The organism is Streptomyces sp. NRRL WC-3626 (genome assembly GCF_000718785.1).
Taxonomy (GTDB): Bacteria; Actinomycetota; Actinomycetes; order Streptomycetales; family Streptomycetaceae; genus Streptomyces; species Streptomyces edwardsiae.
Genome location: NZ_JOCA01000007.1, coordinates 102,677 through 115,082 on the forward strand (window position 1 = coordinate 102,677; position 12,406 = coordinate 115,082).

The following is a 12,406-nucleotide window of genomic DNA, read 5'->3' on the forward strand; positions in this document are numbered from 1 at the left end:
GGAATCGTTCTGAGAGCGCTCTCAGAATCTCGCCCTGGTCTGGACCTGTCAACGGTTGGGAGTCCCCGGTTCCGGTACGGCCGTCAGCCTCCGTTCTGTACGACACCCCGGGTGGAGAAGGTGACGGGGGCACCGGAGGTGAGGTCGCCCGGCGGAATGCCCGGGTGATGGCCTTCGGGCGGTTTCGGCCGTACCGGGGCCGGGCCGAGCGCGAGCCGGGAGACGATGCGGTAGCGGTCGCCCCGGTAGAGGGAGCGGACGTACTCGACGGGCCGGTCGCCGGTGTCGGTGGTGAGGCGCTCGAACAGCAGGGCCGGGGACAGTTCGGGCACGTCGAGCAGCTCCGCCTCCGCGCGGGTCACGACGGTGGGCTCGATGGACTGCACCGCCTCACTGACCCGCACTCCGTGCCGGTCGCGGAAGTGCTCGTACAGATCGCCCTGTTCGAGTTCGGCGCCGGTCAGGTCCGGTACCAGGCCGGCGGGGATGTGCAGATGCTCGATCGCCATGGGCGAGCCGTCGACCAGCCGGAGGCGGGCCACGTAGCGGATGCGCGCGGCCGGTGACACGCGCAGCCTGCGGCCGACCCGGGCGCCGGCCGGCAGGGTCCGGGACTCCAGGACCCTGCTGGTCCAGACACCGGCGGCCGGGGGCACGGCGAAGGAGCTCCGTTCGGAGACCAGTTCCTGGGTGATCTTCTCGGCGGCGACGAACATACCGCGCCCGTGCTCGCGCACCAGCAGTCCCGCGAGCACGAGTTCGTCCACCGCGGCGCGCAAGGTGGGCCGGGACACGTGGAGCCGGGCGCACAGACTGCGTTCCGAGGGGATGGCGTCGCCCGGGCGCCGCTCCTCGATGAGTTCGAGGATCGCGTCACGGACCCGTTCACGTTTGAGCACGGCACCCGAGGCCGCGCGATCGATCTCCATACGGACTCCCGTTCGTGGTCGGGGACGATGCGGCGGGCCGTCGGATCACTGGTATGCCCCAGACCCTAACTGGTTCACCGCACACGGGAGTTCATCGCGGAACATCCGCGAGGAGGGTTGACGCCCACATTGGTCTATGCCACCTTCTCCCCACGTCGACTGGTAAGGCCCCGGCGGCAACTGGTCAACCCGACGACGGGCCCGGCCGCCACCCCGAGCCCTCGCGGCTCACCGCACCGACGATCCACCGTGCGCCACCCCCACCGCGAAAGGACACGGATGCGTACTCGTCCTCCCACCGGCCGCCGCACTCGCGCGGCACTCGCGCTGACCGCCCTGCTGGGCAGCGCCGCCCTGGCCGGCCTCCCCGCCACCGCCGTCGCCGCCGACGGCGATGTCAGCGTGCAGTACCGCACCAGCGCGAGCGGTGCCACCGCCGACCAGAGCGAGCCCTGGCTCAAGGTCCGCAACACCGGTTCCACGTCGGTGCAGTTGAGCCAGGTGAAGGTCCGCTACTACTTCAAGGCGGACGCCCCGAACGCCACGTACCGCTTCGCCTGTTCCTGGGCGGTCAGGGGCTGTTCCGCCATCACCGGCACGTTCGGCACGCTCGCGCACCCCACCGCGACCGCCGACCGCTATCTGGAGATCGGGTTCACCGCGTCCGCCGGTTCGCTGGCACCCGGCGCCGACACCGGGGACATGCAGCTGCGCTTCCATCAGTCCAGCTGGCAGACGCTCAAACAGAGCGACGACTACTCCTTCGACGGCACCCGCACCTCGTACGCCGACTGGAACAAGGTCACCGCCCGGCTCGCCGGTGCCACGGTGTGGGGCACGGCGCCGGAGGGTGACGACCCCACCGATCCCACGGACCCGACCGACCCGCCGGGCGGCGGTCAGACCCTGTTCGACGACTTCGCCTACACCTCGCACACCGACCCGGCGATCTCCGCGCACGGCTGGAACGTGCGGTCCAACTCCGGCGGCCCCGGTGTGCCGGGCGCGGCCTGGGACCCGTCCAAGGTGACGTTCAGCTCCTCGGGCGGCAACTCGGTGATGAATCTGGAGACCTCCACCGCCGGCACCGGCGCCTCCACCACCCACACCGAAGTCCTCACCAAGTCCATGAAGTTCAGGAACGGCACCTACGCCGCCCGGGTGCGGTTCTCCGACGCCCCGAAGTACGGTCCCGACGGCGACCGCGTCGTCCAGACCTTCTTCACCATCAACGACCTCAAGGCCCCGATGGCCGACGACTACGCCGAGTACGACTTCGAGTACCTGCCCAACGGGGGCTGGGGCGAGCCCGCCAACATCCTGTACACGACCTCCTGGGAGACCTACAACCCCGATCCCTGGCAGGCCGTCAACCAGCACAGCGAGAGCCGGCAGAGCTTCGCCGGCTGGCACGACCTGGTGGTGACGATCGACGACAGCGCCATCACCTACTACGTCGACGGCCGGCACTTCGGCACGCACGACGCCGCGTATCTGCCGGAGCGTCCGATGTCGATCAACTTCAACCAGTGGCTGATCGACCTCGACGGCCTGACGTCGACCACACCCCGCGCCTACGACCAGCAGGTCGACTACGTGCTGCACGTCAAGGACCAGGTGCTCACCCCGGCCCAGGTGACCGCGAGGATCAACGGCTACAGGTCGGCCGGCACGTCCTTCGTGGACGAGGTGCCCGCGTCCTGATCCACTGCCGCCGGGGCCCTGTCACGGGGCTCCGGCGGCCGGACTTCTCCCCGCGTTCACGCGATCTTTCCCGGGGTCTTCCGCCGGCGAGCCCGAGGGGCTGAACTGTAGGGCGCGGCCCGCACACGGGCCATGTCCGGACAACGTTGTCACGCCCATCGGAAGCAGGGATGCCCCCGACATGCGCAACGCCACCACCCCCCGTCCGCCGACGCCTCCGCCGGGCCGGCGCAGACTGCTCACCGCCGCGCTGATCCTCGGCACCCTGGTCGCCGGACTCACGCCCGTGACGAGCGCCGCCGCGAAGGGCCGCGACATCGCCGCCTTCGACGCCGTGGACCCGTTCATCGGCACCCGCCTCGACACGTCCCAGAACAAGGGGAACAGCGCGTACGGCAACACCTATCCGGGCGCCACGGTGCCCTTCGGCATGGTGCAGTCCTCCCCCACCACGTACCGCTCCTCGGACGGGGACCAGAAGGGCGGGTACGAGTACACGGCGGACAGGATCCGGGGCTTCGGCATGACCCGGCTCTCCGGGACCGGCTGCGAGGGCCGGTTCAGCGGCTTCGACTTCCCCGTCCTGCCCTACACCGGCGAACTCAGCGGCGGCGCCCTGCCGTCCAGCCCGGCGGAGAAGGTCACCGACTACCACGTCGGCTTCGACCACGCCGACGAGAAGGCCGACCCCGGCTACTACTCGGTGGACCTCGCAAACGGCGTGGAGACGGAGCTGACCGCCACCACCCGCACCGCCGTGAGCCGCTTCGACTTCCCCTCGGACGGCGGCTCGACGCTGCTGTTCGATGTGGCCGGTTCGAACAACCGGGTCTTCGGCAGCGAGGTGGAGGTCGACGGCGACACGGTCAGCGGCTGGGTGGAGACGGCCTCGGTGTGCGACGAGGGCGGGCGCTACCGCGCCTACTTCTCGACCACGTTCGACCGGCCGGTGAAGGCTCACGGCACCTGGCAGGGCTCCGACGTACGGCCGGGTTCGGCCGGGGCGTCCGGTGGCGGCACCAAGCACGGGGCGGGCGCCTACCTCGTCTTCGAACGGGGCGCCGAGGTCACCGCGAAGACCGGCCTCAGCTATGTGAGCGTCGCGGGCGCGGCACGCAACGCGGCGACCGAGACCCGCGGCCAGAGCTTCGACGATGTCCGCGCGCAGGCGGCCCGCGTATGGCGCAACGCGCTCGGCACGGTGGACGCGGACGGCGGCAGCCGGGACGAACGGGTGAAGTTCTACACCGCGCTCTACCACGCGCTGCTGCACCCGAACGTCTTCGACGACGTGAGCGGCGAGTACCGGGGCTACGACGGTGAGGTCCGCCGGGTCGCCAAGGGCCGCCACCATTACGTCACCTACGCGGGCTGGGACACGTACCGCAGTCAGGCGCAGCTGGTGGCGCTGCTGTTCCCGGAGGTCGGCAGCGACATCAACCAGTCGATCACCGACATGGTGCGGCAGACCGGCAGCTGGCCCAACTGGCCGCATCTGAACCAGACGCAGCAGAAGATGAGCGGTGACTCGCTGCAGTCCGTGGTCGCCTCCATCGACGCGTTCGGCGGCACGGACTACGACCGCCGGGCCGCACTGGAGTCGATGAAGTCGACGCAGGACCTGCCCGCCGACTCCACACTGAGGCGGCACGCCTACCAGTACGCCACGGTGGGCTTCATCGAGAACCGCAAGGGGGACTCGGCGACGTCGAAGACGCTCGAGTACGCCGTGGACGACTTCGGTATCGCGCAGCTCGCCCGGCGTCTCGGTGACGAGGAGACGTACGACCGCTACATGGTGCGGGCGCAGAACTGGCAGAACGTGTTCGACGACGCCGGTGACCACATCCGCCCGCGGGACCGTACGGGCTTCGACCGGGGCTTCGATCTCGGGCAACGGGGTGACCAGTTCGAGCAGGCCACCGGCTACCAGTACGGCTGGATGGTCCCGCACAACGTGGGCGCGCTCATCGAGAAGCGGGGCGGTACCGAGGCCACCACCAGGGCCCTCGACGACCACACCCGTGAACTCGACGCCGGGGTGTACAACACCTCGGGCGCGTATCTGAGCAACCAGCCCAGCTTCACCATGCCGTTCGTCTACAACTGGCTGCGGCAGCCGCACCGTACGGCGGACGTGCTGCGCCGTGCCGTGGACGAGATGTACGACACCACGCCCTCGGGGCTGCCCGGAAACGACGACCTCGGTTCGCTGAGCAGCTGGTACGTGTGGGCGAACATCGGACTGTTCCCCGCCGTTCCGGGCACCGCCGATCTCGTCGTGAGCGGCCCGATGTTCGACCGGGTCGTGGTGGACAGCGCCGACAGCCGGCGGCGGATCGTCCTCGACGCGCCGCGGGCCGGCGAGGCGCCGTACGTGAGCTCGCTGAAGGTGAACGGCCGTACCACCACGCGCTCCTGGCTCCCCGCCGACTTCACCCGCACGGGCGGCAAGCTGAGTTTCCGTATGTCGGCGAGGCCCGGCACATGGGGCACGCGGGCGGGCGACGTGCCGCCGTCGCACACGGACGGCACGGACGCCCGGAACAGCATCGGCAGCACCCCCGACGGCCGGGGGAACCTCGGCTCCCTCGACCTCAGTGACAACTCCCTGTCCCGGGAGCGGCTGGCCGAGGCCGGGGCGGCGCCGGGCGCGAGGCTCGAACTGGGCGACACCGGAATCGAGTTCACCTGGCCGGACACCGGGCCGGGTCAGCCCGACAACTGGATTCCGCACGGCCAGCGCATCCGAATGGACGGGAAGCCCGCGACCGGGATCTCCTTCCTGGGCCTGGCCACCAACGGCCCCTCGCAGGGCACGGCGGTGGTGGAGTACACCGACGGATCGACGCAGTCGGTGCCGGTGCGGTTCACCGACTGGACCCCGGGGACGAACTACCAGTTCGGTAACGAGCCGTTGGTGACCACCACGGGACGCAACCGGGCGGCGGGCGGCAACGACACCGTGCAGACCAAGGTGTTCGCCACGCGTCCGCAACTGCTGGACCCGGCGAAGCGGGTGGCCGCCGTCGTCCTGCCGCAGGGCACCGACCGGGGCGTCATGCATGTCTTCGACGTGGCGCTCACCGACAACCCGGAACTGGAGGTGCCCGGTTCGGCCCCGGAGCGGATCGTCCTGACGCCGACGGAGAAGCCCGGGACGTCCCAGGCGGTCACCTGGCGTACGGCGGCGGCGTTCACCTCCGGCGAGGTGCGGGTCCGCGAGTCCGGCACCGGGCAGTGGCGGACCGTGGCCGCACGCGCCAACGAGGAGCTGACCTCGGACGGTGAGCGGACACGCACGCACTCCGCGGTCGTCGACCGCCTCTCCCCCGGCACCGAGTACGAGTACCGGGTGGGCACCGGTGACCGGTTCAGTCCCGTGTACCGGTTCACCACCGCCCGGCCCGCCGGTGAGGAGTTCACCTTCCTCTACTTCGGCGACGCGCAGAACGACCTGTCGGCGAAGTGGGCCCCGGTGGTGAAGCAGGCGTACGCGCGCTATCCCGACGCCGTAGGCAGCGTCAACGCCGGTGACCTGGTCAACTCCTCGGGCAACGACAGCGAGTGGCGCGACTGGTTCGGGGCGATGGACGGCTTCAGCCAGACGACCAACGTCATCGCCGCGCCCGGCAACCACGAGTACTCCGGGGACACCTTCCTCAAGACGTGGAAGTCGACCTTCGAGTACCCGGACAACGGTCCGAGCGCCGCCCCGGCCGCCGGGGACACCCCCGCCGAGCGACAACGTGCCGCGTACGAGGCGCACATGGCGAGGGCGCTCGCCGAGACGGCGTACTACACCGACTACCAGGGCGTACGGTTCATCTCCCTCAACGCGAGCACGGGTGACGCCCGTTCGCTGATGACACCGGACGACCTCCCGGAGTGCGGCGAGAACTGCCCGGACCCGGAGAAGCTCTGGCTCGGCATGCAGGGCCGCTGGCTGGACCACGTCCTCGAAAGCAATCCCGGCGGATGGGCGGTCGCGGTGTTCCACCAGCCGGTGTTCTCCGGGGCCGAGGGGCGCGACGAGAAGGCGGTGCGTGACGCCTGGCTGCCGGTGTTCCAGCGCGGCGACATCGACCTGGTGCTGATGGGCCACGACCATGTGTACGCCCGCGGATACGTCGACTCCGACGCCACCGCCACGCCCGGCGTGACCACCGGCCCGGTGTACACGGTCGCCGTGTCGGGGCCGAAGTACTACGAGGAGGCTCCCGGGGACGACAACGTGTGGACCCGCAACGGGGCGACCCAGGTGGTGCGCGCGGGACACACCTCCACGTTCCAGGGGATCAGGGTCACCGGGGACACGATCCGCTACGAGTCGGTGGTCGCCGCCAAGTGGGACGACCGGTCCACCACGGACAAGGAGCCCGGCGACGTACTGGACTCCTTCACCATCACCAAGTACGACGACGGCACGAAGTACGTGACCGAGGACGGGGTGCCCGTGCCGCCGGCCCCGGCCGCCCGTCGCTGACCGCCGCCCGCACGGCGGGCCCCCGTTCCGCCCGCGCGGGACGGGGGTCTCGCTTGCCTGTGGCGGGCGGGCGGCGCAGGCTGGTCCCATGGGTGCGAGCCCGACGCTCATCACCTCGGTGCAGCGGGCCTTCCGGCTGCTGGAGGCGGCGAGCGCCCATCGCAACGGCGCGCCGGCGAAACAGCTGGCACGGGAGACGGGTCTGCCCCTGGCCACGGCCTACCATCTGCTGCGCACGCTGGTGCACGACGGCTATCTGCGCAAGCTGGACGACGGCGGCTTCGTCCTGGGCGAGCGGGTCCAGGGCCTGCACACCGCGGGCAGCGGGCAGGCGCTGCTCAGCAGGGTCCGGCCGGCTCTCGCCGCGCTGCGGGACGAACTGTCCAGCGCCGCCTACCTCACCTTCTACGAGGACGGCGAGATCCGTGTCGCCGAGATCGTGGACGGCCCCCGCAGCCCGCGCGCCGAGCTGTGGGTGGGGTTCGAGGACGCCGGGCACGCCACCGCGCTCGGCAAGTCGGTGCTCCGGGAGCTCGACGAGGAGGCCCGCAGGGAGTACCTCTCCCGGCACCCGCTCCACGATCTCACCCCGCGGACGATCACCACGGCCCCGGAGCTGATCCGCCGGCTGGAGACCGGCACGCTGGCCCCGGCCGTCACGGACGTGGAGGAGTACGCCCTGGGCATCGTCTGTGTCGCGGTGCCGGTGTACAGCGGGGACACCCTGGGCTCGCTCGGCGTCTCCATGCCGAAGGACCGGTCGCACCGGCTCGACGAGGTGCGGGAGCGCCTGCTGCCGGCGGCCGGGCGGGTGACCCGGGGGCTGTCGCTCACTATCTGAAAAGCACGGCCTTGTGACGTCCACGACGATCATCTTTGCTGAATAAGTCAGACATTACGGACGCGCATATGCCGCGCAAAGGTGAGGACCCCGGACGACACATGAGTCACGCCCGACAGCAAGGACGCGACCACTGGCCGGTACGGCAGTACAGGCGGGGGGTCCGCCGCGCCTGGTCGCCCCGGGCACGGGCCGTCGCCCACTGGGCCGCCGGCACCCCCGCCCTCTCCGTACTGGTCGTCTGCGTCGTCGTGTTCGTCGACCTCGTCCGCGGGACGGGCGAGGTGTGGCTGCCGCTGCTCGCCGCCGGGCCGGCGCTGGCGGCGGCCACCAGCCGCCCGTCCGGTGTCCTGGGGGTCGGGCTCGTCGCCGCGCTGCTCGGCGCGGGTATCGGCGTCCGCCACGAGATGGCGGCGTCGGCACTGTTCGTCGTCCTCGCCGCGCTGGTGACCGTCGCCCTGGCCGGCGCGCTCGCCAGCGCCCTGCGCGGACACCGGGAGCGGGTGCTCGCCGCCGTACGCTCGGTCGCGGAGACCGCGCAGCACGCGCTGCTCACGCCGGTACCGGACACCGTCGGGCCGTTCCAGGCGGCCGTCCACTACAGCGCCGCCGCCGCGGAGGCCCGGATCGGCGGCGACCTCTACGCCCTCATCCCCACGCCGTACGGGGTCCGGGTGATCGTCGGCGATGTACGCGGCAAGGGGCTGCCGGCGGTGGGGACGGCCGCCCTGGTGCTCGGTGTCTTCCGTGAGGCCGCGTACGACGAGCCGGATCTGCTGGACGTGGTCCGCCGTATCGAGCGGAGCCTGGCCCGCAACCTCGGCGACGACGACTTCGTCACCGCCGTGGTCGCCGGCTGCCCGGAGCCGGGCCGGCTGGAACTGGTCAACTGCGGCCACGCGCCCCCGCTGCTGATCCGCGGCACCGACGTGACGGCCGTGGACCCCGTCCGCCCGGCGCCGCCGCTGGGGCTGGGGGACCTGTCGGGCGAGGCCCCCGGCCTCCAGGTGGTGTCCTTCACCGAGGGGGACCAGCTGCTGTTCTACACCGACGGGGTCACGGAGGCCCGCGACGCCGGCCGTGCCTTCTATCCGCTGGCCGACGGCCTGGCCCGGCACCTGAGCGACGAGCCGGCCCGCACGCTCGCCGCCCTGCACCAGGACCTGCTCGACCACGTGGGCGGCCGCCTGCACGACGACGCGGCCCTCCTCCTGCTGCGCAATCCGGTCCCCGCCCCGCATGCCGCCTAAAGCCGCTGGGCGGCGATCATGCGCCGGTACCAGTGGTAGCTGTCCTTCGGGGTGCGTTTCTGTGTGTCGTAGTCGACGCGGACGATGCCGAAGCGCTTGTCGTAGCCGAAGGCCCACTCGAAGTTGTCGAGCAGCGACCACACGTAGTACCCGCGCACGTCCACGCCGGCGTCGATCGCGGCCCGCAGCGCGGTGAGGTGGTCGCGCAGATAGGTCACCCGGTCGGTGTCGTGCACGGCGCCGTCCGGGCTCACCTCGTCGTTCTCGGACGAGCCGTTCTCGGTGATGTGGACGGGCGGCAGGGCGTCGCCGTACTGCTCCTTCAGCTCCACGAGGAGGTCGGTGAAGGTGTCCGGGGCGACCGGCCAGCCCATCGCGGTGTGCCGGACGCCGGGCATCGGCGCCTCGGCGTACCGGTTGTCGGTCGCCACGCGCAGCGCGGGGTCGCTCTCGCGGTAGGGGGCGTCGGCGACGACGATCGGGCGGTAGTAGTTGATGCCGAGGAAGTCCAGCGGCTGCGAGATCAGTTCCAGGTCTCCGTCGCGGCGGAAGTCCTGTGCGGTGATCAGCTCGCCCCAGGTGTCCTCCTCGGTGTCCGGGTAGCGCCCGGCGAGGATCGGCTCGGTCCACACCAGGTTGTGCAGGGTGTCGGCGCGCACGACGGCCTGCCGGTCCTCGTCCGAGGCGGCGGCGGGCAGGTGGTGGTCGAGGTTGAGGGTGATGCCGACCTCGCGGACGCCCGCGGACCGGAGTGCCCGGACGGCCAGTCCGTGGCCGACCAGGAGATGGTGGGCTGCGGCCAGCGCGCCCCGGCCCTCGCGGGCGCCCGGCGCGTGGCGGCCGACGGAGTAGCCGAGGAAGGCGCTGCACCACGGCTCGTTGAGGGTGATCCAGCGGGGCACCCGGTCGCCCAGGTGCTCGGCGACGACGGCCGTGTACTCGGCGAACCGCTCGGCGGTCTCGCGCACCCGCCAGCCGCCGCGGTCTTCGAGGGCCTGCGGGAGGTCCCAGTGGTAGAGGGTGGCGGCGGGCTCGATGCCGGCGGCGAGGAGTTCGTCGACCAGCCGGGAGTAGAAGTCCAGACCCTTGGGGTTCACCGGCCCCGTGCCGTCGGGCACGACGCGCGGCCAGGCGATGGAGAAGCGGTACGAGGCGACGCCGAGGTCGCGCAGCAGTGCCACGTCCTCGGGGTAGCGGTGGTAGTGGTCGCAGGCGACGTCGCCGGTGTCGCCGTTCACGACCAGTCCGGGCGTGTGGCTGTAGGTGTCCCAGATCGACGGGCCTCGGCCGTCCTCGTACGCCGCGCCCTCGATCTGGTACGAGGCGGTCGCGGCGCCGAAGACGAAGCCGGGCGGGAAACCGGGGAACTCACTCATGCGTATCGGTCCATATCGAGACGTGCGGTGTTCACTTGACGGAGCCGCCGGAGATGCCGGCGGCGATGTACTTCTGGGCGAGGACGAGCAGGATCGCGGCCGGGACGGCGGAGAGCACGGACGCGGCCATCACGGAGCCCCAGTCGCCGACGTGGGCGCCGATGTACTGGTAGATGCCCAGCGTGATCGGCTTGACGTCGTCGGTGGTGTTCAGGGTGAGCGCGAACATGAAGTCGCTCCACGAGAACAGGAACGCGAACAGGCCGGAGGTGATCAGCGAGTTGCGGCTCATCGGCAGCACCACCCGCAGGAACACCCGTACCGGACCGGCCCCGTCGATCTCGGCGGCCTCGATGACCTCGCCCGGGATGGACACCATGAAGGAGCGCATCAGGACGATGGAGAACGGGATGCCGAGGGAGGCGTCCGCGAGCATCAGGCCGAAGTAGGAGTTCACCAGGCCGAGGTCGACGTACGAGTTGTAGAGCGCGTTGGCGATGACGATGCCCGGCACCATCTGGGTGATCAGGGTGCCGAACACGATGGTGCGGGAGCCGCGCAGCCCGAACCGGGCCAGTCCGTAGGCCGCCGGTGCGGAGATCGCCAGGCAGACGGCGACGGCCCCGAACGAGACCAGCAGCGAGGTCAGCAGATGACCGCCCTGGTCGCTGAGGGCCTTGGAGAACCCGGACAGGTCCACCCCGGAGGGCACCGGGTCGACCTGGAGCAGGCCCGACTCGGGCTGGAGCGCGGTGTTGAGCATCCAGTACAGCGGGAACAGCATCACGCCCAGGATCAGCACACCGGCGACGGTGGAGCCCCAGCGGCGCCGGGACGCGGTGGGAGTGTGAGCGGCCATCTCGGTCACTTCCCCTCGGTGCGGTTGGCCCGCAGGTAGAACACCGCGAACACCGCGGAGATGAGAATGAGGACGTTGCCGACGACCGCGCCGGCGCCGAAGTCCAGTTCCACGAAGGAGTTCTGGTAGGTGAGGGTGCCCAGGGTCTGGGTGGCGTCGGCGGGCCCGCCGTCGGTGAGGGCGAGGATCAGGTCGAGGATCTTGACCGTCGACATGAAGCCCAGCACCAGGACGACCGTGATCACGGGCTTGAGCATCGGCAGGGTGATGGACCGGAAGGTCCGCCAGGCGGAGGCGCCGTCCAGGGAGGCGGCCTCGTACAGCTCCCTGGGGATCTCCTGGAGGCCGCCGTACAGGATGACCATGTTGAACGGGATGCCGATCCAGATGTTGACCAGGATCACCGAGAGCAGTGCCATGTCGGGGCTGGTCAGCCAGGGGGTGTGACCGCCGAGGCCGAGGGTGTCGAGGAAGGTGTTGAGTACGCCGGTGTCCTGGTCGAGGATGCGGCGCCACACGATGCCGGACACCACCATGGGCACCAGCCAGGGCAGCAGGATCAGTGACCTGAGGACGCCGCCGAGGGGGAACCTGCGGTTGAAGAAGACGGCGAGGGCGAGGCCGACGCAGAACTGGCCGAGCAGGGAGCCGGCGGTGAAGACGAGGGTGTGCCACAGCGCCTGGCCGAAGAGGACGTCCTGGAAGACGGACGACCAGTTGTCGGCACCGTTGAAGGGGGCCTCGCCGGTGAAGAACGTCTTCGGCGTGTAGTGCTGGAAGCTCATCACGATGTTGCGGACGAGCGGGTAGCCGAAGAACAGCAGCATGAAGACGACGGCGGGGGCGACGAAGCCCCACTGCGCCAGTCTGCGGCGCAGGCGCTGCCGGGCCGGGTCCGGTCCGGCGGACTTCCCGGAGGTCTTCGCGGGCACCGGGGCGGTGACGGTGGACGTGGTCATGG

The 12,406-nt window shown here is 70.7% G+C and carries 8 protein-coding genes; 4 read left to right on the forward strand and 4 right to left on the reverse strand.

What is annotated here, in order from left to right; genetic code table 11:
• Positions 1 to 83: 83 nt before the first annotated feature.
• Positions 84 to 929 carry a GntR family transcriptional regulator gene (locus IF28_RS0113610; protein WP_030218662.1) on the reverse strand — a complete coding sequence of 282 codons (846 nt, stop codon included), beginning with the start codon at positions 927 to 929 and terminating at the stop codon, positions 84 to 86.
• A gap of 279 nt (positions 930 to 1,208) precedes the next feature.
• Here IF28_RS0113610 and IF28_RS0113615 point away from each other — a divergent pair, with 279 nt between their 5' ends.
• The 4 genes from IF28_RS0113615 (at position 1,209) to IF28_RS0113630 (ending at position 9,210) form a co-directional block, all read left to right on the forward strand.
• The gene (locus IF28_RS0113615) at positions 1,209 to 2,633 is read left to right on the forward strand and encodes a cellulose binding domain-containing protein (protein WP_030218666.1); all 1,425 of its coding nucleotides are present in this window, start codon (positions 1,209 to 1,211) and stop codon (positions 2,631 to 2,633) included.
• Between the two features lie 181 nt (positions 2,634 to 2,814).
• On the forward strand, positions 2,815 to 7,119 hold the full coding sequence (locus tag IF28_RS0113620; protein ID WP_030218669.1) for a GH92 family glycosyl hydrolase: 4,305 nt from the start codon (positions 2,815 to 2,817) through the stop codon (positions 7,117 to 7,119).
• An 88-nt stretch (positions 7,120 to 7,207) separates the two neighbouring features.
• The gene (locus IF28_RS0113625; protein ID WP_030218671.1) at positions 7,208 to 7,960 is read left to right on the forward strand and encodes an IclR family transcriptional regulator; all 753 of its coding nucleotides are present in this window, start codon (positions 7,208 to 7,210) and stop codon (positions 7,958 to 7,960) included.
• A gap of 101 nt (positions 7,961 to 8,061) precedes the next feature.
• Entirely contained in the window at positions 8,062 to 9,210 is a 1,149-nt protein-coding gene (locus IF28_RS0113630; protein ID WP_030218675.1) for a PP2C family protein-serine/threonine phosphatase, read from the forward strand.
• Here the strand turns inward: IF28_RS0113630 and IF28_RS0113635 are convergent.
• The 3 genes from IF28_RS0113635 to IF28_RS0113645 are packed head-to-tail and all read right to left on the reverse strand — an operon-like array spanning position 9,207 to position 12,404.
• Positions 9,207 to 10,586, reverse strand: a complete 1,380-nt coding sequence (locus IF28_RS0113635) for a GH1 family beta-glucosidase (RefSeq protein WP_030218678.1) — start codon at positions 10,584 to 10,586, stop codon at positions 9,207 to 9,209. The genes IF28_RS0113630 and IF28_RS0113635 overlap by 4 nt on opposite strands.
• A 31-nt stretch (positions 10,587 to 10,617) precedes the next feature.
• Positions 10,618 to 11,445 (reverse strand): carbohydrate ABC transporter permease, encoded by an 828-nt coding sequence (locus IF28_RS0113640; protein ID WP_030218681.1) that lies wholly within the window; start codon positions 11,443 to 11,445, stop codon positions 10,618 to 10,620.
• Between the two features lie 5 nt (positions 11,446 to 11,450).
• Positions 11,451 to 12,404, reverse strand: coding sequence for a carbohydrate ABC transporter permease (locus IF28_RS0113645; RefSeq protein WP_030218684.1), 954 nt, complete (start codon positions 12,402 to 12,404; stop codon positions 11,451 to 11,453).
• Between the last annotated feature and the right edge of the window lie 2 nt (positions 12,405 to 12,406).

Excerpts from the sequence above, each read along its gene's own strand:
- IF28_RS0113635 (WP_030218678.1), bottom strand. The coding sequence starts at position 10,586 with ATGAGTGAGTTCCCCGGTTTCCCGCCCGGCTTCGTCTTCGGCGCCGCG.
- IF28_RS0113645 (WP_030218684.1), bottom strand. The coding sequence starts at position 12,404 with ATGACCACGTCCACCGTCACCGCCCCGGTGCCCGCGAAGACCTCCGGG.
- IF28_RS0113630 (WP_030218675.1), top strand. The coding sequence starts at position 8,062 with ATGAGTCACGCCCGACAGCAAGGACGCGACCACTGGCCGGTACGGCAG.
- IF28_RS0113625 (WP_030218671.1), top strand. The coding sequence starts at position 7,208 with ATGGGTGCGAGCCCGACGCTCATCACCTCGGTGCAGCGGGCCTTCCGG.
- IF28_RS0113610 (WP_030218662.1), bottom strand. The coding sequence starts at position 929 with ATGGAGATCGATCGCGCGGCCTCGGGTGCCGTGCTCAAACGTGAACGG.
- IF28_RS0113615 (WP_030218666.1), top strand. The coding sequence starts at position 1,209 with ATGCGTACTCGTCCTCCCACCGGCCGCCGCACTCGCGCGGCACTCGCG.
- IF28_RS0113620 (WP_030218669.1), top strand. The coding sequence starts at position 2,815 with ATGCGCAACGCCACCACCCCCCGTCCGCCGACGCCTCCGCCGGGCCGG.
- IF28_RS0113640 (WP_030218681.1), bottom strand. The coding sequence starts at position 11,445 with ATGGCCGCTCACACTCCCACCGCGTCCCGGCGCCGCTGGGGCTCCACC.